Genomic DNA, 21,860 nt, shown 5'->3' with positions numbered 1-21,860 from the left:
AATTCTATTTATTGCTGCCTTATCAATTTTATAAAAAAAGCTGGGGCTGGCTTCTCCTTAATAAATGCATATTTATCTAGCCTACGATAAAATCTAAAAGCATGTATGCCTTTTTCCTTTTGTTCGTAAAGGCTGAGTGTTAACACTTCTTTATTTCCCTCTTTTAAACTGGCTTCATCATACTTCGTTAATGGTACGCACAAGATCAAAATCTCATCATCTTCTATGAAGAGATTGTAGGGTTCAAGATTTATGAAATGAGTTCCACTAGCCTTAGGAGTGATAATAATTGGTTCTTTTAATAAATCGTTAAAAAGATCTGATGGGTAAAGTGTTGCGTTAGCCATTTCCACACTCACATTTAATATTCTAATCGCTAATTTCCCTTCAACCTGATCCACAGCATTGAAGTGTATACCAAGCTGTACTAATTTGGAGTTTTTGAGATGCCTAGATTTTATCAATGCCCCCTGTGTCAATCCTGGCACTGTAAATTCAAAAAACTGTTTAGAAGGCTCCATAAGCTCTTTACCAATTGTAATTTCTTTTGAGGTTTTATTGGCGTTGCCAAAAACAAACTCGGGTAAAGAATACACTTTTTCCTTGAGTCTTATGATATTTTCAATCCCTGTTAATTCATCTACCTTGATTAAAGTATCATAATATCCTAAGCTACTAATGTGAATCAAATCATCGGACTTCGAAGATGAAACGTTAAGAGTGAAATTTCCATTTTCATCTGTAACTGCACTTAGTTTTTCATTAGTAACATTTACGATAGAAGCAAATGGAATCGGTAAACTGTCAGTCTGAGAGATAATGACTCCATGGATAACTTCATTTTGCCCTTTAACTTGATTAGTAAAGAAGGTAAAAACCACAAAAAATAGAATACTAATTCTTTGATATAGACCGTACGACATCGAGAAAGTATTCAAATGCCAAATTGTCGATTTTCGAGGCATGGTTAGCTGTAATAACTTCATGTTGAACATTTACAATAGCAATGAAAGGAGTGCCAGTTAAATTTTTAGTCTCAGTAGGGTAATCAGAGGCGATAAACATATGTTCTTTTAATCCTTGAAATGACGGGTCGTTTCGCAAATAATTACTCGAATATCCCTTAAAGATTCCAATAATTGGTATCGATAAGTTAGAGAGTATGGTTCTAAAGTTTTTTAATTCTTTTTCTACACATGCTTGACACATACCGTTTTCAAAAAAGTAGATAAGGCTATACTCATTCTCAAGTTTTTCGTGCAATCTTGAAGATTCAGAATTAAAGTTTTCTACCTCAATATTCTCAATTTTTTGTGTTGAGAGCACCTGATTTTGTTAAGATGTTGTAACCTCCCCTTTATAGGACAGGACTAAATTCAATTTTTTATCTTTAATATCCTTGCTTTTGCTCAAGACATTGAACTGGTTTGGTGATAATCTACCTAATAATTTATGTGGGTGATTCTCATTATAATCAGTAGGTCGCTGGTTCGATCTCGGCAGGGGGCTCTTGAAAACCAAAGAGTTACAGTTTGAAAAAGCTGTAACCTTTTTTTATTACGTTCATTTTTGTAACCTGTGACTCACTAAGCCTAATAAGGTGTCTATACCCCCCAAAAAAAAGTTCCTTTCCTAATACTGTGAGGGGAAGAGGTTAGCTGTCTTGGTTTTCATAGACTATTATTGATCACACCATCGCATGCGGTCTGACCGATTGGAGACGGAGTATAGCTCTCTCATACCCAACCATCCTTTAGCAGGGAGGGGGAAGAGGAGGTTCTAAGCCTTCTTTTTGCTAATGAACCAGTAGGCTAGAGGCACAAAAAAGAGTGCCGTAAATGTTCCGATTGTGAGCCCACCAATGACGGCAAATACCAGAGGCCGTTGCAGGTCTGCCCCAATACCTGAGGAAAAAACGACTGGCAGAAGTGCCAAAATGGTGGTAATCGAAGTCATGAGTATGGGTTTTAATCGTATTTCACCCGTCTTGGCTATAGCCATGGCAAGTTGTTCTTTATAGGCTGATTTGTGTGTTTTGTCAATTTGCCTTACCAATCGGTTGATAGTGTCTATCTTGAGTATGGCATCGTTTACCATAATTCCCAGCATAACGATTATTCCAATGGCCGACATAACGTTGAGGCTACCTCCGCTAAACTGCAGAATGAGCAGCGCCCCTAAAATACCTAGTGGTAATGTGAAAATTACGATCATTGGCTGTACCAGTGACTCAAATTGAGCCGCCAAAATAAAGTAAAGAAGGGCTACAGAAATTAATAACACAAAAACGAGCTGCCGTAAATTTTCAAGGTCTTCAAAGTAAGTGCCATCAAAGTCCAGCATCAACCCAGATTCAGCCGCCTTTTCCGGAAGTTGGTTCATAAGCTTTTGAATATCTTGTTCTGATAGTTCTTCCCATTCCATGGATTGATAGATACCCGTTCTATCGGCTGTTATGTTTTTTTCTGTACTGGTAAACGAGAGTTGTACGAATTCGCTGAGTGGATACTCCTGGTTCATTTTGCCGCGTACGGTAGCTTGTGATAATTGACTTCTTAAGTCGGCCTTCGGGCGTTGTACACGCACGGGAATTACTTCGCCAAAGCGTCTGATTTCAGTAACCAGATAACCGTCTAGCGCTTTGCTAAGTACATTCTTTACCTCGTTTTCGCTGATGCCATATGCAGATAGCTTCTGACTATTTATGGTGGCTTCCAGAGCATCTTCGTAGATGAACCCTTTGCCTTGCAATGGCGCTGTTTCTACCAGTTTGTTTACTTCATTTTCCAGTTCGGTATAGGCCGAATGATCCAGTAATTCGTCATTCTGAAGAGTTTTCCACTTGGCTGTAAAATAGAAACCTTCCTTATTGAATATTTGATCGAAAGCGTTGGGTGCATCCTGGATAGTTACGCTGGCCTGCGGGTGTCTGGTTTGCAGGTAGTTTAGCAGCCACAACTCCCCTTGGCGTTTTTCTTCGGCCGAAGGAAAGTTGAAATAAATATCGGCCTGTTCAATACTTCCTTCATCCACGGACAGAATAAACTGTTTCAGTCCAATGTCTGATTCAGTGATGGCCTCAATATTCATTTCTTCAAGCAAGGCTTTTATTCTTTGCATACTTGTGGCCGCATCAATAGGCTCGTTCCAACTTAACTGTAGAAGTGTTTCTGTTTTTTCAATTTCAGGTAATCCTTTTTTGTCGATGAAGTTAACCATCCAGTAGCAGCCAGGGATGAGTAGCAGCAGTAGAAGAAAGCTCACTATTCTAAATCGCCAGAGGGCTCGGTAAATCAGTTTGTATACCTTTAATATTCCTCTGAATATAAAGCTGTCTTCTTTTATAGTTCCCTTGTGGTGTTGAAAAAACATGCGGTATAGTAGGGGAAGCAGTACAAAGGCAACCATTAACGAGGTACCTAAAATTATGGCCACCGAAACGGCCTGGTCGTAAAAAAGTGCTCCCGATAGCCCATTCAAAAAGACAAGAGGTATAAAAACGGCCAGGGTGGTTAATACCGAACTGATTAGAGGGGCCATAACTTCGTTAACACCGGTTATGCAGGCGTCAATAAGTGAGTGACCCTCTTTTCTTTTACGGGTAATATTATCAATAACAATTATGGCATTGTCGATGAGCATTCCCAGTCCAAGGGCCAGGCCACTTAATGAAATAATATTGATGCTTAAACCGGCCGCGCGAAACAGTAAAAAACTGATGACTAGGGACACAGGAAGTGTAATGCCCATTATAATGGGCATTCTAACATTGCCCATAAATAGAAAAAGAACGGCAAAGGCAAAAATACCACCATATATAAGACTGGTTTTCAGGTTGTTTATACCTGCATTTAGCAAGTTGCTTTGATCCTGAGTCATGTGAAAATTCACTTTCGGATAGTCCTTTTTAAACTGTTCTACTGCCTCGTAAACCAAAGGAACCAACTCGGTCATTTTAGCACTATTTTGTTTGTGAATGGTAATGACCAAGCCTTCTTCTTTGCCGAACAGGTGATAGCCCAATACTTTTTCGGGTTGGTAAGCTACGGTAGCCACACGGTGCAAAGGCACAATGTCACCCTTTGAATTAATCAATGGGAGGTTCTTAATTTCTTCTAAGTTGCCAAGCCGGTTGGCCATGCGCACGAAGTAGCGATACTGCCCATCTTTAATAGATAGTTGACCTAACTCTTGATTGGCACTTTGTAAAACTTGTCCAATTTGCTCTTCGGGAATCGTAAGGGCCTGTAGTTTGGCCCGGTCCGGCATAATGGCTATGAACTCATCGCGAAACCCATTGATGTCTACAATAGAAACTCCTGAAAGTTGTTCAATCCGTTTTTTCAGTACTCTTTCGGCCAACTTAGATACTTCGATGAAGTCGGAGGGGGATTTGGGTATAAGCTGAAGTCTGATTATGGGGATGTCGGAGGTATTGATACGGATAATTTTAGGCCTGTCCATACCTCTGGGAAGAGTCTCCTGCAATCGGTCTATCTTTTCATTGATTTCTATATAGGCAAGATCCATGCGGGTACCGTAGTTGAACTCAAGCCTTATGAGTCCGGTTTCACTGCCTGCCGTACTTTCAATGGACTTTAAGTTGTTGAGCGAGTTGAGTTCTGACCGGATGGGACGTAAGACACTGTTTTCGATAATTCGGGAAGGAGTATTTGGGTAGTCTGCTTTAATGACAACCGAGGGTACTTCTATATTGGGTAGTAGGGAAACGGGGAGTTGGCGAATGGCCAATACACTAAAGAAAAGTATACCAATAAAGGACAAAAATACCGCAATAGGCCTGTTAATGAGGAACTTTACCATGGGTTTGCTTAGTTCGTTTGTCCGTTCATCTGGGCTTTCACTACTCTTGCCTCATGAGCCAATTGGATATTGTTGGTAATAATAACCTCATCGCCACTGTTTATACCACTGGTTATTTCAATATCTACTCCATTGTCTTTGCCTACTTCAACATATTTCCATTGGGCAAGCCCATCTACCATCGTAAACACTACCGGGCGACCTGACTTTATTACTACGGCTTCGCGCGGAACCAAAACTGATTCTGATTGCGGGGCACGAATAACCGCTTGAGCATTCATCCCGGGCAATAAACCTTGGGCGTCAGATAGTAAGAGTTTTACCTCGACCATTCCTTTCTCGTCTACTTTAGGGTTTATTTCTATGAGAGTACCTTCATACAGTTTCTCTGGGAAGGCAAGGGGATAAATATCGGCCTTAAGGCCTAGTTTTATACTGCCATAATCAGACTCTAAGATATTAGCAGTCAGTACCATTTGGTTGGGTGTGTATACTACACAAAGGTCTTTTCCTGCAGAAATAATGTTGCCTTGCTTTTCCTCAAGACCTGCAATAACCCCAGCAATAGGAGCTTTAACCAGCGTTTTTTCCAGATTAAGCTGGGCTTCTCGCAAGTTGAGCCGGGCATCTTTTAATCCGGATGCCAGCTGTAGGGTTTGAATGGCTTCTTCGGTTATTCTTGTTCGGCCGAGGGAGTCAGATCGGTATTGTATTAAGGCCTTTTCAAGGGCTAACTTCGCTTTTTCTAAAGCAAATTTTTCATTGGTGTTTTGCAGTTCAGCCAAAACCTGTCCGGCTCTTACTTCCTGGCCATTTTTGATGTTGAGTTTTTCCAGATAGCCCGAGCCCTGAAAAGTTACCTTCAGTTCGTTGGCTGATGCCAGTTGTCCTGAAGCATTGATGCGGTATTCGAAAGTGCCGAACCGGGCACGGGCGGTGACTACCTCTGTAGGTTTTACTTGTGACCGTAGCGCTTCAGTATTTGGTTCTTCAATTTTCTGCGATTGCTTCTGGCAGCTATAAAGAGTAAAGAAAAAAAGTACTCCAAGTATTGTGTTTTTCATTAGGCTAAAAATAGTTTCAAATTATCTAAACTAGAAACTATTTAAGGGGAAGTTTTTTGGAGTATGCTCATGATTTGGCTCCCTAAGTTTAATAGATGAGTTATCTTCTAGTTTTAAATGGACGAACTCTGGGGAAGCTTACAGCATATGCATTGAGAACTTCCTTTCTCAAGCTGCCGTTGAGGCGTTCAATAAATGCGTTCTGTGTCGGTTTTCCGGGCTGGATGAACAGGAGCTCTACTTGGTTTTTGGTGCACCACTGGCCCAGTTTGTTGCTGATGAACTCCGGGCCATTGTCTACCCTTATAGCTTTTGGCAGCCCCCTGTCTTCAGCTATCCGTTCCAAGGCCCTGACCACCCTTGCCGATGGCAGTGAGGTGTCTATTTCCACGGTGAGCAGTTCCCTGTTATAGTCGTCCATGATATTGAGCAGCCTGTACTTCCTTCCGTTCCAAAGGCTGTCCTGCATAAAGTCCATGCTCCAAACCTGATTGGCACTATTTGGCTGGGCCAATGGTTGTTTCACCCTGGCCGGCAACCTTTTCTTTGCCCTTCTCCTGAGATTGAGTTTCATGGAGGTATAGACCCGGTAAACCCGTTTGTGGTTCCATACGTTGCCTGCTTTCCGAAGCCTGTGGTAGCACTTCCAAAACCCTATGGAAGGGTGTTTGTCCACAAGGGCAGAAAGTTCATCCATGATGAGCTGATCACTTGGCCTGCCTGTTTTCCGGTAGGCAAAGCTTGACCTGGGGAGCCGGACTACTTTACAGGCCTGACGCTGGCTCAACCGATGGGTCTGTTGCATAAATTCAACCATCTGTTTTTTCTTCTCAGGCCCTACAGCTTTTTTTCCATTGCATCCTTCAAGGCATGGTGTACCAACGAAAGCTCGGCATACATCTTTTTGAGCCTGCCGTGTTCTGCCTCCAGCTCTTTGAGTTTCCTGAGCTGGTTGACATCCATGCCTGAATACTTGCTCTTCCAATTGTGGAAAGTAGGGATACTGATGCCGTGCTCCCTGCATATCTGGGAAACCTTCATCCCTTGCTCTTGCTGTGCCAGAATACTTATGATCTGGCTTTCTGTAAATCGTGATTTTCTCATTGTCCTTATCGTTTAAATTTAAGAGTTATACTCTAATTTCAACCGGACAAACTTTGGGGAACCTTACAAAAAGAATGGGTTTCATTTATGGAACCCAGTTACTCAGATTATTTGGTTTCTATATCCCAAATTTTCATAAAACCTATTGTTCTTCCTGCTTTACAAAGACTTTGATCAGTCTGCACTGTTAAATTACATGCGTTGTCTTCGGATGATTCTACACAGCACCCATGTCTCTCTATTGAATCTAAACTAGTATATGCCCAAACTAGTGAATATTCGCTTGATGCCAACCATGGTTCTGGATTTGAAGATTGAGCAAACAAATTCGAATTTGATAGCCATAGTATAAACAAAGAAAGACTGAGTAATAGTGTGGTGCTTTTCATTAGGCTAAAAATAGTTTCAAATTATCTAAACTAGAAACTATTTAAAAGGGGGAGGGAGAGCCTAATACAACCTCAAGTGGTTAATTCTTTGAGCTGTACCTTAAATATTCGATAGCTCTCTCTGTTCGGATTGTTTTCAAGGAAATAGTAGAATTCATTTTTATCGATAAAAATCAGGTTACCCAGGTTTAAGTATCCTATCTCAATATAGTTATATATTTTTTGAAAATTCTTATTAATATTAAATATTTTTAAGTAATATTTAGATTTAAAATTACCTTTCATGAAACTTTGCATGTCGTCTGGAATACTGGGGTTGTCACCTAAAGGTGCAGAATAGACTCTACCTAAAAGTTTTCCATTTTTCGTTTCAAAAGGTTCTTTTATTTTAAAATTATAACCATTCAATTTTCGATTTATTCTAGCATAATTCATTTTCTGTTTAGTGCCCCATTCATTTCCACGACCCCGTGGAAAATTAGTAGGTAGTGTTGAATACTTAGAAATTAATTCAAGGTTTTGGTCATGGAAATATAGGTGTTCGTCATGTGTAAAAATTGTAAGATAGGTCGAGTCAATTTTTCTAATGTATGGTATTATACCACTCCAGAAAAGGTAGTTTTTGTAAGGACTATTCTGCGGATATTTTATGCCACTTTTCACCTTTCCGGTGGTTAAATTGATTTGATAGAGAAGTGTATTTTTTTCAAAGAAATTAGGGTCAGAAGTATAATATATATTGCTATATCCGCTTAATTCTAAAATCAGCTCATTCGTTTCGTTTAAATATGAATCCACAATTTCATTAGAAAATTCGGGTGAAATTTCTTCCACGTACTGATAAATTTTCCAACTGTTAATAATTTCAGACTGTGAATTAACCAAGTTAAGTCTGGAGAACTCTCCATCATAGACGAAGATGGAATCCTCATTGATAATTTTAAAATCTGTTATTCTATTTAAGCCATACGGTTCGTTAATTGTTGGTAGTGAAATTTTGTTCAGAATTTTTCCTTCCTTATCATATTTAAATATTGACAAACCTTTGCCATCGTGAGCCCAAAACCCTTGAAGGTTATTGTTAATGTCAGATATGCCTATAACAGCATTGATATAAGTATAATTTTCCTCAAAGGAGATTGTATCAACTATTTCTGGTTCAACATTTTTAACTGAGTTAGGTTCATAAAGAACTGTTGCTCTTTTATCATTTTCTCTGCAGGAAAATAAGAGGATTAATAGAATCGGTAAATATCTCATTATCTAAAGTAGAAAAGTCAAGCTGAGCTAAAATTTAGACTCAACTTGACAGGTTTAACATTTACTCTTTTACTTATTTACAAGAGTTGGTTGTGCAAAGTCCATCTGAATCACAAATTCAGACACTCGAATTGCTCTTGCGCCAAAAGGCAGGATGAGCTTCCTTCTTTCTTTCCGGAATTGAAAGTAAAACTAAGTAGAATAATTTTTTTAACTAAAGCAAATAATAAATATAAAAAATCATAAAAGTTTAATAATATAATTGCTTACGTATTTAAGATCAATTTAAAGGTTATCAGTGAATGTGAGTAATTATACCCTGAGAGGTGGATTTTTGTGATTTCCTTGCTACTTTGTTCCTGAATGCAGACACAAAGACCTTTTAGAGTAGTAATTATTTTTCTGGTGTTGGCTATTATTGGGGTGGCTTGTATTCCCGGGCTCAACATCAATTTTACGCCTACATATTCAACTCCAGCGTTACATATAAGCTACAGCTTGCCCAATGCTTCGCCCGATATTGTGGAGCGCCTGGCAACTTCACCTTTGGAAAATGCCCTTTCACAAATAGAAGGCACCAACACCTTAGAAAGCACATCGGCATACAATAGAGGCTACATTACCATGACTTTCGATAAAGGGGAGGATATGGAATTTAGAAAGTTCGAGGTGAATGCCATTATTCGAAACCTATACAAAAAGCTACCTGAGAACATGAGTTACCCAAGGGTAGACCAACGGGGTGGACAGGATGCGGATGAGCAGCGTAGTTCTATGCTCATGTTTTCGATTAACGGGCCATACGCTCCCTTCAAGCTGCAACAAGATGTAGAGGAGTATGTCAGAAAACCGCTTAGCCAGCTCAGGGATATACACAGTATTGAAATTAGCGGTGGAAACCCGTTGCAAATAACCATAGATTTTGATGCCATGGCTTTGATCAGGTACAGGCTGAGCAAAGCCGATATTACCAGGGCGTTAAATAGTTACAATAGTGCAGTGTATGCAGGCTTAGCCAAACTACCGGGTGGGCAACAATACTTTCTCAAGACTACTGCCCAAATACCCGATCTACCGGATCTGGAGAGAACTGAAGTGGCTGTTGTTTCCGGTAAACCCATTTATCTGAAAGACATTGCCAGTGTATATGTAGAGGAACAAGAACCAACTTCTTATACACGCATTAATGGGCAAAATGCCGTTTATATGTCTGTATATGCCCGTCCCTCAGTCAATAAGATTGTACTGGCTAAACAAGTCAGAGCTCAGATTGAAGAGCTAAAACATCAGCTACCTTCCGATGTTGAGATCAGATTAGAACAAGATGAAACAGAGTATCTTCAGGAAGAAATGGACAAAATCTATATGCGAACGGGTATGTCCATAGCTATTCTCGTGCTCTTTATTTTTATTATCAATCGTAATCTGCGCTACCTGTTTACGCTTTTTCTGGGTATTTTGGTTAATCTGTGCATTACGGCTATCATCATCTATGCATTAAATGTAGAGTTGCATATTTATAGCATAGCCGGACTCACAATATCGTTTGGACTCATTGTGGACAATGCCATTGTAATGCTCGATCATCTGCATCGTAAAAAGAATTCAAAAATCTTTCTGGCTCTGATGGCAGCCTCCATAACCACTATACTGGCCTTGCTGGTTGTACTTCTATTGCCTGAAGAAGATCGCAGGGACCTTACAGACTTTAGTATTGTAGTATCGATTAATCTGGCTACCTCTTTGCTAATAGCCCTGTTTTTTACCCCAGCTCTTTATCAGCTCCTTTTTGGTTATCAACTCAAGAGAAAAGAGACCGCACTCACATTCCGTAAACTCAGAAGAAAGGTTAGAGGCTTCCAATTTTATGGTCGAATTATAAGCTTTGTCGTGCGCTACCGTAAGGCATTCATTGTGGTGGTTATATTGGCTTTCGGTCTACCGGTCTTTCAGTTGCCTGTGCAAATAGAAGGGCAAGATTGGTACAATAAAACGATCGGGAGCGATAAGTATCAGGACGATATTCGACCCATAGTAGATAAGGCTTTAGGAGGGGCCCTTCGCAAATTCGTCACCGAAGTATACGAAGGCTATTATTATAGTACGCCCGAGCGAACTAAGTTAATGGTGGTAGCGCGCTTGCCATTCGGGACTACTCTAAATGATGCCAATTATGCTATGTCTAAAATAGAAGAATACTTGACCACTGTAGAAGGTATAGACAAGTACGTGACACGCGTGAATAATCTCTCTGGCAGTATAGAAATTACTTTTGAAGAAGCCTATGATAACAGTGCTATGCCATACCAGCTCAAAGCGAGGCTACAGGCACGTTCGTTAGATTTAACCGGAGTGCAATGGTCTATTTTTGGAATAGGCCAAGGCTTTAGTGTAGGAGGCGAGAGTAATCAGACTCCGAGCTATTCAGTAATTATGAAAGGATATAATTATGATGAACTTGGGCGTCAGGCAGAAATTTTTGCGAACAGACTGGAGCAGCATGTGCGGGTTCAAAAAGTAAATACCAATGCACAATTGGGCTACTCACGTGTAAAAACATCGGAGTATGTGCTTAATTTCGATGTTCAGCGACTGGCCGATGCAGGCCTTAGCCGAAGTAGAATTGTCCAAACACTTGGCGATCTTACGAAGCCGGGGGGCCGCTCTCTCGAGGCAAACCTTAACAACCAAAGACTACCAGTGTATATAAAGGCTAAAAATGCTGAAGAGTTCTCTAAATGGGATTTAATGCAAGAAGCTCTACCTATAGATACTGCACGTCTGGTAAAGATAAAGGATTATGCCACACTAACTTTTGAAGAAACCGCCAATGAACTCAAGAAAGAAGACAGGCAATACCTGAGAAGACTTTCATTCGATTATTTGGGGTCTTCGAATTTTGGGAGAAAATATCTGGAGAAGAGTATAGAAGAAATGGAGGAGATCCTTCCAATTGGTTATAGTATAGAATCTAACAACCGATATTTTAGTTTTAAACAGAAACAGCGACAGTACAGCTTATTGCCGCTTCTTATGGTAGGTATTTTCTTTGTTTGTGCTATTCTTTTCGAAAATCTCAAGCAGCCTTTATACATCATTATAACCATACCCATTTCATTCATTGGTTTATTTCTAATCTTTTCTTTGTTCGATTTTCGGTTCGATCCGGGAGGCTTTGCGGCCTTTATAATGCTTGGTGGACTGGTAGTAAATGCCTCAATATTTGTGGTGAACGACTTAAACAATACCCGCCTAAAGCACTACAATAGGTCGGTTATACGGTCTGTTCTGGGAAAAGCACAACCCATTTTGCTCACCATTCTATCTACCTGTTTTGGGCTCATTCCATTTTTAGTAGAAGGCGAGTCCGAATATTTTTGGTTTGCCTTAGCCATTGGAGCTATTGGAGGCCTGGTGTTTTCCACTTTAGCAGTGTTTCTATGCCTTCCGGTTTTTTTGAGCAGCAGAAAACAGCTTATAAACAATAGACGATAGCATTACTTAGAATAAGAATCCTCGTAAAAGTAGCTCCGGTCAGGCATATCCTGAGGTCAAGTTATCATTGAGTTTTCATGTCAACCACAATGAAACTAAAACCACTTCTTACTATAGCTGTTATGTAATCCTTGCTGTGTCTCTTTTAGCTAAAGGTTGCTGAATTGTCAACAACCTTTCCCTCACGGGCTGTGCGCAGTCGGGGTAGTTTATACTAAGAGCCTTTTAAGAAGGTGTAGCTAAGGGAGTTTATTTGAAAGCCGGAATTCCCGTAATGTCTGCACCCAAAATAAGTAAATGGATATCGTGGGTTCCTTCGTAAGTTACTACCGATTCCAGGTTTGCCATGTGTCTCATCATAGGATACTCTTGAGTAATACCCATTCCTCCATGCATTTGACGCGCTTCACGGGCAATATTCAGAGCGGTTTCCACAGCATTTCTTTTGGCCATAGAGATTTGTGCAGTAGTTGCTTTTCCTTCATTGAATAGTTGTCCTAAACGGTAGTTTAGCAATTGAGCCTTGGTAATTTCGGTCAACATTTCGGCCAGTTTCTTTTGCTGTAGCTGAAAAGATGCAATGGGTTTACCAAACTGTTCTCTCTCAAGGGTATATCTTCTGGCCGATTCGTAGCAGTCCATGGCAGCTCCAATGGCGCCCCAGGCAATACCATAACGTGCCGAATCGAGACACATCATTGGTGCACCAAGCCCGCTTTTGCCCGGTAAGAGGTTTTCTTTCGGAACCTTTACATTGTCAAAAACCAGTTCACCGGTGGCACTGGCTCTCAAAGACCACTTGCCGTGTGTTTCTGGGGTACTAAAGCCCTCCATGCCTCTTTCTACAATCAGGCCATGAATTCTGCCTTCCTCATTCTTAGCCCATACTACGGCAACATCGGCATGTGGAGCATTCGATATCCACATTTTGGCACCGTTCAACAGATAATGATCACCCATATCCTTAAAGTGCGTAGTCATTCCCGAAGGATTAGATCCGTGATCGGGTTCTGTAAGGCCAAAACAGCCCAACCACTCGCCAGAGGCTAGTTTAGGGAGGTATTTCTGACGTTGTTCTTCATTTCCGAATTTGTAAATAGGGTACATAACCAAAGAACCCTGAACGGAAGCCGTTGAGCGCATGCCGGAATCACCCCGCTCAATTTCTTGCATAATCAGACCATAGGCAATGTAGTCCATGCCTCCACAGCCGTACTTTTCGGGCAACTGTGGACCAAAAGCACCTATTTCTCCAAACTTTTTAACCATCTCGTAAGGGAAATAAGCATGCTCAGCCCAGCTTTCGATGTACGGAGATATTTCTCGCTTTACGAAGTCACGTACAGCTGAGCGAACCATTTTATGTTCTTCACTCAACAAGTCGTCCAGTAAGTAAAAGTCCGGATGTTCAAAAAGATCTTGCTTGGATGATTTCTGAATTTGAGATGCTTTATCGGTAGCCATAGGTAATTTGGTTTCTGAATGAATTGTGGTCAAATTTGCACCCACTTTTTAACCTATGCAAACGTATGAACCAATCGGAAATAGACCAAAAGATACTTGATAGATTACAAAAGCTTTCGGAGAAATATGAAGCCATGGGGCAAGATATGGCTTCTTACCTGGATGGGCTACTTCATGCCGATTATTTAAAGTACTGGGATTATATTAACCTGGACTCCCTACTTGGGCTACAACAACCTAAAACCAGTTTTCCTGATGAAATGGTCTTTATTTGCTACCATCAGATTACTGAGCTTTATTTTAAGCTTTGCCGTTGGGAAATGAAACAGATTTTTGAAAGACAGCACCCCGATGTTTCTTTCTTCGAAGCAAGGTTAAAAAGACTGAATAATTATTTCGAGCACCTCTGCCACTCGTTCAGTATTATGACAGAGGGCATGGAAAAAGAGCAGTTTCTTCAGTTCCGAATGTCTCTTCTTCCTTCTTCCGGCTTTCAATCGGCTCAGTACCGAATGATTGAGATTGGGGCAACCGACCTGATAAACCTCGTGAATAAAGATAAACGAGATGAATTTGATGATTACGCATCCATAGATCAGTTATACGATTGTATCTATTGGAAGACGGGCGCCACTGAGCTAAAGTCAGGAAAGAAAACACTTACGTTAGAGCAGTTCGAAGAAAAGTACTCTAAGGAGTTTTTACAATTGGCCGAGGATACCAAAACCTGCAACTTCAATCAGTTGTATTTAAAGCATTACAAAGGGCAACCCGGAGAAGATCGAATAGTGGAGCAACTCAAAGCATTCGATCTACTGGCCAACGTAGACTGGCCTTTGGCTCATTATCGGTCTGCCGTACGCTATTTGCAGCGAAGCCCTGAAGATATTGCGGCAACAGGAGGAACCAACTGGCAGAAGTACCTTCCGCCACGTTTTCAGAAAATAATTTTCTTTCCCGATATATGGTCAGAAGAAGAAAAAGAGGAGTGGGGTAAACACTGGGTTTTGGAGCAGTTGAATAGAAAGTAGAAAACAGAAAACAGTTAGTCTGGTAATCGGTGTTTTACTGATTGCTGATCAACCGATTTCTGATTACCATTTTTAGAGATAGAAACTCTATATGCAGAAGATAATAAAACTCACCCTTAGGCCGGAGGAGGCCTTTAATCCTGATGTGCTGGAGGAAGCACTCATTAAAAAATCAGGAATAAAAGAGGCCGATGTAAAAGTGAGGCCACTAAAGCGCTCCATTGACGCCCGTGGTAGTAGCGTGAAGGTGAACATGGAGGCATTGGTTTCTGTGAAAGAAGATCTGCCACCGCTCATTTCCTACAAAAGAGATTACCCCAATGTATCTCATGCTGAGCCCGTTGTGATTGTGGGGTTTGGTCCTGCCGGAATGTTTGCAGCACTCCGCTGTATTGAGCTGGGTTTTAAACCCATTGTTTTGGAGCGGGGAAGCGATGTGCAAAAGCGTAGAAGAGACTTGGCTGCCATTAACAAAGAACACAGGGTAAATCCGGAATCCAACTACTGTTTTGGAGAGGGTGGAGCCGGTACTTATTCTGATGGTAAACTATACACACGCTCCAAAAAGAGAGGAGACATTCAAAAATCACTGGAAATCCTGGTGGCTCATGGTGCCTCAGAAGATATTCTTTTAGACGCTCATCCACACATTGGTACCAACAAACTTCCTAAAGTGGTTCAGGAGATCCGCCAATCCATTCTGGGTTCAGGAGGAGAGATTCTCTTTGACACGAAGGTCACCGATTTCCTGATGGAAGAAGATCGGATGAAGGGTGTAGTGATTCACGATGGAACAAGAATAGAAGGACTGGGAGTCATTCTTGCAACGGGTCACTCAGCCAGAGATATCTTCCACTTGCTTCATAAAAGAGGGGTTTTTGTTGAAGCCAAACCCTTTGCCTTAGGAGTTAGAATTGAGCACCCCCAGCAATTGATCGATCGAATTCAGTACAATTGTGAAGTAGATCGTGGAGCGTGGTTGCCGGCCAGTTCATATGCCTTGGTTCATCAGACCTATTACAATGAGAAACAACGTGGTGTGTTTAGCTTTTGTATGTGCCCTGGCGGGTTCATAGTACCAGCGGCCACGGCTCCCGGAGAAATTGTGGTAAACGGAATGAGTCCTTCCAGGCGTGATTCTCGCTTTGCGAATTCGGGTATTGTTACGGCCATTGAGCTGGAAGATGTAGCGCATATTCAGACGGTTGACGATCCCTTTAAAGCGCTTACTTTTCAACAACAAATAGAGCAGAGGGCCTTTGAAGTAGCCGGCAAAACCCAGGCCGCACCGGCTCAGCGAATGGTTGACTTTGTGGAAGGTAGAATTTCCTCTCGTTTAAATGAAACATCCTATCAACCCGGATTAGTTAGTGTCAATATGAATGAAGTGCTTCCGGAAGCCATTCATGAGCGACTAAGGGCTGCTTTTAAGGCTTTTGGACGAAAAATGAAAGGATACTATACCAACGAAGCCCAAATTGTGGGAGTGGAGAGCAGAACCTCATCGCCAGTACGAATACCCAGACACAGAGAAACCTGTGAGCATATTCAGATCAGGGGGCTTTACCCGTGCGGAGAGGGAGCAGGTTATGCAGGGGGTATACTTTCTGCGGCCATGGATGGCGAGAAGTGTGCCGATATGCTGATTAAGGCCTACGGATAAGTTTTTAAAAATCAGGAGCCTACTGCATCATTCGAACGGCTTCCTTGAGGTTTTCTACAAACCCTTCTTGCTCATCAGTTTTGGCTAGACTTTTGGCCTTTTCCAACCACTGATTTGCACTGTCAAAATTGCCAAGCAAACCGTTGATATAGCCTAAAAGAGCGTGCGTTTCAAACCGGTTGGCTTCTATTTTCAAAGATTCGGAGAGGAGTTGTTTGCTAAAAGCATATAACTCCTGGCTTCCAAAGCTTTCAATAATTTCAACTACAGTACTTATGACAAAATCAGGCTGTTGATCAGTGGCCAGGTGGTTGTTCATATAGCTGTTTACTTCCAGCTTGTAACTGTCATATTCTTCACGCTCGGCAAAAAAAACTGAACGAGTTACAAATTGGGCAGCCGGGAGTTCGGCCTGATCAATAAAAAGCGGAATAACCACAGAAACGATTTTTTCCAGCAGTTCTCTATCGCCATACTTTATAGCCAGTTGAAGATTTTGGTTGTAAATGGCACTCATGTAATCTGTAAACTCACTTATTCCATGGGCCTCAATTATTTTTGCCTTGTTGTTGGCTATATAGTTAAAGTGGCGTGAATTGATGGTGTTTTCAAAGTTGGCCAGTAACCATAGGTTTTCCAGCTCCATATAATCCTCATCTGTAAAACTATCGGCCAATTCTTTGGCCACTTCCTGCGCCTTTAAGGGGTCGGTTGCTGATAAAATACCTATAAGCTGCCTTTGCTCTTCTTTTTCAATTATCCCCGCATCATATTTTAGAAGCAGATCCGGCAGAAGAGTCCAATTTTCAATGGCTTCTTTACCATGCGCCATGAGCACAGGAGCTTCAACGAAACCGCCAATGCGATAAAACACATTTCTTTCACCCGTAAGAAAGAGCATAGTAGGGTAGCCGTCAATACCATATTTATCGGCCAACGGATAGCCAAATTCGGTTTCTGCATTGAATTTTATGTTAATAAAGTGCTGCTCAAAGTAAGAGATTACCTCCGGGTTTGTAAAAACCTCTTTGTCCAGCTTCTTGCAATAGCCACACCAGTCCGTATACGCATCTGCAAAAACCAGCTTATTATTGGTTTTAGCCTCTTCAAAAATTGCATCCCACTCTGCGAGAGACTTAACCTCTCTAAAGTCTATGCTTTCCAACTCGTGAGCTCCAGCCCAGCCGAAAAGAAAAATGCCTAATAAAGTGAGATGAACTTTCATAGTTCTGTCTTAGTTTCAACTTTTAACGATGGCAAAGGTAATTATTGCCAATCAATTAGCCTCTTTTGTGCTACCTACATACGTTAATATTGGTTAATGAAAAAAACAGTGATTATTGGCAGCTCGCCAAAACCTTATAAATACGCTCAAAAAGCAGCTCAGATGCTCAGTGATAAGGGTTATGACTTTGTTCCTGTGGGCATACAAGAAGGAGAAGTGTTTGGAGAAAAAATACTGAACTTATACGATAAGCCATTGATAGAGAATGTAGATACCATAACTCTGTATATCAATCCGCAACGTCAAAAAGAGTGGTACAATTACCTTTTGGGTCTTAAGCCGGAGCGTATAATTTTTAATCCTGGCACTGAAAATCAAGAACTTAAAAACATGGCCGAAAAGCAGGGAATAAAATGTCTTGAAGCTTGTACATTAGTTATGCTTTCTGTGGGCAATTACTGATCAATTTTACTTATATTCGTGCTTTGTTTTGGGGCGCACATTACCCATCTTTTTGATCAATCTATCATTATGTTTGAGGCGTCCCCAATGTATTGTTAGAGAGATTTTATGAGCGGAGAAAATTCAAACGCAAAAAAGGATTATTCAGCAGGTAACATCACGGTATTAGAAGGTCTTGAGGCAGTAAGAAAACGCCCGGCCATGTACATTGGTGATGTTGGTATTAAGGGACTTCACCACATGATTTGGGAGGTAGTAGACAACTCCATCGATGAAGCCCTGGCTGGTCACTGCGATCACATTAAAGTGACAATCGAAGAGGATAACTCAATTCTTGTAGAAGACAACGGTAGAGGTATTCCCACCGACATTCACCCCAAAGAGAAAAAATCGGCTCTTGAAGTTGTAATGACGGTACTGCATGCCGGAGGTAAGTTCGATAAAGATACTTACAAAGTGTCCGGTGGTTTGCATGGGGTAGGTGTATCATGTGTGAACGCTCTATCTACCAAGTTGGTGGCCACGGTACACCGAAACGGCACCGTCTTTCAGCAGGAATACTCCCGAGGTGTACCTCAGTACGATGTAAAAGAGGTGGGGAAAACCGATAAAACCGGAACAATTGTTCATTTCCACCCCGACCCGGAAATTTTCATTGTTACCGAATACAAATATGAAACCGTTGCTTCTCGCTTAAGAGAACTTTCATACCTCAATGCAGGAATTAAAATCGACCTGATTGATAAGCGCGAAACCAACGATGACGGCTCTTTTAAGGGAGAAACCTTCTTCTCGGAAGGTGGTTTGCTTGAATTTGTTGAATACCTCGATGATTCTCGCGAAACCCTTATTGAACAACCCATCTATATTGAAGGAGAGAAAAACGATGTGCCTGTGCAGGTAGCCATGAGCTACAATACTTCCTATGCCGAACATGTGGTGAGTTATGTGAATAACATCAATACCATAGAGGGAGGAACCCATGTTTCGGGCTTTAGAAGGGCTTTGACCAGAACTTTAAAGGCCTATGCCGACCGGTCTGGATTGCTGGACAAGGTAAAGATTGAAATTAGCGGAGATGATTTTAGAGAAGGACTAACGGCCGTAATCTCTGTAAAAGTAGCCGAACCACAGTTTGAAGGGCAAACCAAAACCAAATTGGGTAACTCCGATGTAGCCGGTGCGGTAGAATCAGCTGTTGGCGATGTACTCAATACCTATTTGGAAGAACACCCCAAAAGTGCCAAGCAAATTGTGGCTAAGGTAATTCTGGCCGCTCAGGCAAGACATGCCGCCAGAAAGGCAAGAGAAATGGTGCAGCGTAAGAATGTGCTGAGCGGTACCGGACTTCCGGGCAAGCTGGCCGACTGTGCCTCTAAAGATGCCTCTATTAGTGAGCTTTATCTGGTAGAGGGAGACTCGGCAGGTGGTTCGGCCAAGCAAGGTAGAGACAGACACTTTCAGGCCATATTGCCACTAAGGGGTAAAATTCTGAACGTTGAAAAGGCTCAGGAACACAAGATTTATGACAATGATGAAATAAAGAACATCATTACAGCCCTTGGAGTAACCTTCGGAACAGAAGAAGACGAGAAGGCCCTCAATATGGAGAAGCTTCGTTATCATAAAATAGTGATTATGACCGATGCCGATATTGACGGAAGCCATATTAGAACTCTTATTCTTACTTTCTTTTTCCGCTACATGCGCCCGCTAATAGACGCAGGCTACTTATATATTGCGTTGCCACCGTTGTATTTACTAAAGCGAGGTAAAGAAATGCGCTATTGCTGGGACGAGCAGCAGCGAGCCCAGTTTACGCAAGAAATGGCCAAAGATGGCAAAGAAGACTCCGTTTCAGTTCAGCGATACAAAGGTCTTGGAGAGATGAACCCGGAACAACTTTGGGAAACCACCATGAACCCCGAGTCGCGAAGCTTAAAACAAGTGACCATAGAGTCTGCAGCAGAAGCAGATCATTTGTTCTCCATGCTAATGGGTGATGAAGTTGCTCCAAGACGTGAGTTTATTGAGAAAAATGCCAAGTATGCCAAAGTAGATATTTAAGAACTCAGCGAGTTCGAGTTATTAAAAGCTGTCTTGATTTGTCGAGACAGCTTTTTTGTTGAATGACTAGAAGAAAATCGCCAACTTCCAGTCATGAAGATAGGAGCTGTACTATTGGCGGCAGGCCTCTCCACGCGGATGCAAGGCCCAAATAAAATGCTACTGCCTTTTGGCCATACCACTATACTTACAGCTACCCTTACGCATTTGTTAGACTCCGAGGTGAATAAAATAGCCCTGGTGTTGGGCAGAAACGCTAGCGAGTTTCAGGTAGATTCTAACGAAAAGGTAGATTTGGTAGTTAATCCGCAACCGGAACGAGGCATGACTTCCAGCATTCAGTGTGGACTGCGCAAACTAATGTCAATGGATGCGCTTATGGTTTGCCTGGCCGATATGCCCTTGCTAAGCTCCAGCGATTATACCGGTCTTATCCAATCTTTTCGGAATACCCAGAAAACCATATTGGTTCCCATTTACAAGGGAGCAAAGGGAAATCCCGTTGTTTTTGACAAAAGACATTTTCATGAGATTCTGAACCATAAAGGTGCCAATGGGTGTTCGGGAGTTGTTCAGCACAATTTGAATGCTGTCGAACGACTTGAGGTTTCTTCCGACCGATTTATTGCAGATATTGACACCCCCATAGATTACCAAAAAATGCTAAAAGCCATTGAATAAAGAAGAACTACTTCGCTACAATCGTCAGATTATAATTCCGGAGTTTGGTGAACAAGGACAACAGAAATTACTGAATGCTTCGGTGTTGGTTATTGGAGCCGGAGGACTTGGTGCGCCCATTTTGCAATATCTTACTGCGGCTGGGGTTGGCCGGATCGGTATTGTTGATTTCGATGAGGTATCACTTTCCAATTTACAGAGGCAAGTACTATTCAATACACAGGAAATAGGACAGTCAAAGGCATCAACTGCGGCCAAAAAGCTTGCGCTGTTGAATCCGGATGTGAAGTTCGATGTGACCGAGGAGGCCATTAGCTCGCGCAATGCCATGGAGATCATTGGCGGCTACGATTTGGTTGTTGATGGTTCAGATAATTTACCCACCCGCTATTTGGTTAACGATGCCTGCTACTTATTAAAAACACCTCTGGTATACGGAGCAATTTTTCGTTTTGAAGGGCAGGTGTCGGTGTTCAATGCGGTTCACAAAGACGGAAGCCGTGGCCCCAACTATCGAGACCTTTTTCCCTCTCCACCACCACCCGAAATGGTGCCCAGTTGCAGCGAAGGGGGAGTTTTGGGAGTACTCCCGGGAATTATTGGTGCAATGATGGCCAATGAGGCCATTAAGTTATTGACTCATGTGGGCGAAACCCTGAGTGGAAAGCTTTTTGTTTTCGATGCATTGGATTTTAGCACCTTTCAACTGTCTGTAGAAAAAAACGACCAGAATCCTCTCAGCGGAAAAGAGCCCACTATAACCCACTTGGTAGATTATGAAGCTTTTTGTGGAGGCGCTGTAGGTCAGTCTTCAATCCGTGAGATTAGTGTACATGAATTGAAAGAGAAAATGAGTCTTGGAACACTCGAATTGATCGATGTACGCGAAGACTACGAGTATGAAATTGCTAATTTAGGAGGTCGGTTAATTCCGCTGAATAAAGTACTGAACAAGTCGAGTGAAATTCCGCAAGACAGAGAAGTGGTGATTATGTGCAAAACAGGCGGAAGGAGTAAAAAAGCTATTGAACTGCTTCAGAAGCAAGGTTTTAATAACCTCCTTAACCTTAAAGGAGGTATTACGGCCTGGCAAAAAGAGATCGATAAAAGTATGACAGCCTATTGAACCAT

Annotated in this window: 15 protein-coding genes; 7 read left to right on the top strand and 8 right to left on the bottom strand. The window is 41.7% G+C overall.

Annotation, left to right across the window (positions count from 1 at the left end; all coding sequences use genetic code 11):
* Positions 1-8 precede the first annotated feature (8 nt).
* The 6 genes from B3763_RS15250 to B3763_RS15225 form a co-directional block, all read right to left on the bottom strand.
* The gene (locus tag B3763_RS15250; protein ID WP_286747559.1) at positions 9-986 is read right to left on the bottom strand and encodes a carboxypeptidase-like regulatory domain-containing protein; all 978 of its coding nucleotides are present in this window, start codon (positions 984-986) and stop codon (positions 9-11) included.
* A gap of 793 nt (positions 987-1,779) precedes the next feature.
* Positions 1,780-4,824: an efflux RND transporter permease subunit gene (locus B3763_RS15245; protein WP_286747558.1), complete on the bottom strand. Its 3,045-nt coding sequence runs from the start codon at positions 4,822-4,824 to the stop codon at positions 1,780-1,782.
* Positions 4,825-4,832: 8 nt separating this feature from the next.
* A complete protein-coding gene (locus tag B3763_RS15240) occupies positions 4,833-5,888 on the bottom strand; it encodes an efflux RND transporter periplasmic adaptor subunit (protein ID WP_286747557.1) in 1,056 nt (351 codons plus the stop codon).
* Between the two features lie 100 nt (positions 5,889-5,988).
* Positions 5,989-6,693, bottom strand: a complete 705-nt coding sequence (locus B3763_RS15235) for an IS3 family transposase (RefSeq protein WP_286747556.1) — start codon at positions 6,691-6,693, stop codon at positions 5,989-5,991.
* Positions 6,694-6,725: 32 nt separating this feature from the next.
* Positions 6,726-6,992 (bottom strand): transposase, encoded by a 267-nt coding sequence (locus B3763_RS15230; RefSeq protein ID WP_286747555.1) that lies wholly within the window; start codon positions 6,990-6,992, stop codon positions 6,726-6,728.
* Between the two features lie 461 nt (positions 6,993-7,453).
* Positions 7,454-8,641: a hypothetical protein gene (locus B3763_RS15225; protein WP_286747554.1), complete on the bottom strand. Its 1,188-nt coding sequence runs from the start codon at positions 8,639-8,641 to the stop codon at positions 7,454-7,456.
* Positions 8,642-9,004: 363 nt separating this feature from the next.
* Here B3763_RS15225 and B3763_RS15220 point away from each other — a divergent pair, with 363 nt between their 5' ends.
* Positions 9,005-12,136 carry an efflux RND transporter permease subunit gene (locus B3763_RS15220; RefSeq protein ID WP_286747553.1) on the top strand — a complete coding sequence of 1,044 codons (3,132 nt, stop codon included), beginning with the start codon at positions 9,005-9,007 and terminating at the stop codon, positions 12,134-12,136.
* Positions 12,137-12,385: 249 nt separating this feature from the next.
* On the opposite strand, the gene B3763_RS15215 is transcribed toward B3763_RS15220, so the two are convergent.
* Positions 12,386-13,600 (bottom strand): acyl-CoA dehydrogenase family protein, encoded by a 1,215-nt coding sequence (locus B3763_RS15215; protein WP_189631415.1) that lies wholly within the window; start codon positions 13,598-13,600, stop codon positions 12,386-12,388.
* A 65-nt stretch (positions 13,601-13,665) separates the two neighbouring features.
* Here B3763_RS15215 and B3763_RS15210 point away from each other — a divergent pair, with 65 nt between their 5' ends.
* Together B3763_RS15210 and B3763_RS15205 are read left to right on the top strand one after the other, a co-directional pair.
* Complete coding sequence (locus B3763_RS15210) at positions 13,666-14,631, top strand: tryptophan 2,3-dioxygenase family protein (RefSeq protein ID WP_189631414.1); 966 nt, start codon at positions 13,666-13,668, stop codon at positions 14,629-14,631.
* Positions 14,632-14,722: 91 nt separating this feature from the next.
* The gene (locus B3763_RS15205; protein WP_286747552.1) at positions 14,723-16,294 is read left to right on the top strand and encodes an NAD(P)/FAD-dependent oxidoreductase; all 1,572 of its coding nucleotides are present in this window, start codon (positions 14,723-14,725) and stop codon (positions 16,292-16,294) included.
* A 19-nt stretch (positions 16,295-16,313) separates the two neighbouring features.
* Here the strand turns inward: B3763_RS15205 and B3763_RS15200 are convergent, their stop codons facing one another.
* Complete coding sequence (locus B3763_RS15200) at positions 16,314-17,519, bottom strand: thioredoxin fold domain-containing protein (RefSeq protein WP_286747551.1); 1,206 nt, start codon at positions 17,517-17,519, stop codon at positions 16,314-16,316.
* A gap of 96 nt (positions 17,520-17,615) precedes the next feature.
* Here B3763_RS15200 and B3763_RS15195 point away from each other — a divergent pair, with 96 nt between their 5' ends.
* The 4 genes from B3763_RS15195 to moeB all read left to right on the top strand — a co-directional run bounded on the left by B3763_RS15195 (position 17,616) and on the right by moeB (position 21,855).
* Entirely contained in the window at positions 17,616-17,981 is a 366-nt protein-coding gene (locus B3763_RS15195; RefSeq protein ID WP_189631411.1) for a CoA-binding protein, read from the top strand.
* Positions 17,982-18,089: 108 nt separating this feature from the next.
* The gene (gene gyrB / locus B3763_RS15190) at positions 18,090-20,048 is read left to right on the top strand and encodes a DNA topoisomerase (ATP-hydrolyzing) subunit B (RefSeq protein WP_286747549.1); all 1,959 of its coding nucleotides are present in this window, start codon (positions 18,090-18,092) and stop codon (positions 20,046-20,048) included.
* Between the two features lie 93 nt (positions 20,049-20,141).
* Positions 20,142-20,729 (top strand): nucleotidyltransferase family protein, encoded by a 588-nt coding sequence (locus B3763_RS15185; RefSeq protein WP_286747547.1) that lies wholly within the window; start codon positions 20,142-20,144, stop codon positions 20,727-20,729.
* Complete coding sequence (gene moeB / locus B3763_RS15180; protein WP_286747545.1) at positions 20,722-21,855, top strand: molybdopterin-synthase adenylyltransferase MoeB; 1,134 nt, start codon at positions 20,722-20,724, stop codon at positions 21,853-21,855. Before B3763_RS15185 ends, moeB begins: the two co-directional genes overlap by 8 nt.
* Positions 21,856-21,860 lie beyond the last annotated feature (5 nt).

This window comes from Roseivirga sp. UBA1976, assembly GCF_002336325.1.
Lineage (GTDB): Bacteria > Bacteroidota > Bacteroidia > Cytophagales > Cyclobacteriaceae > Roseivirga > Roseivirga thermotolerans.
The sequence above is the reverse complement of the archived record's forward strand: the minus strand, read 5'-3'. Positions and strand labels throughout refer to the sequence as shown.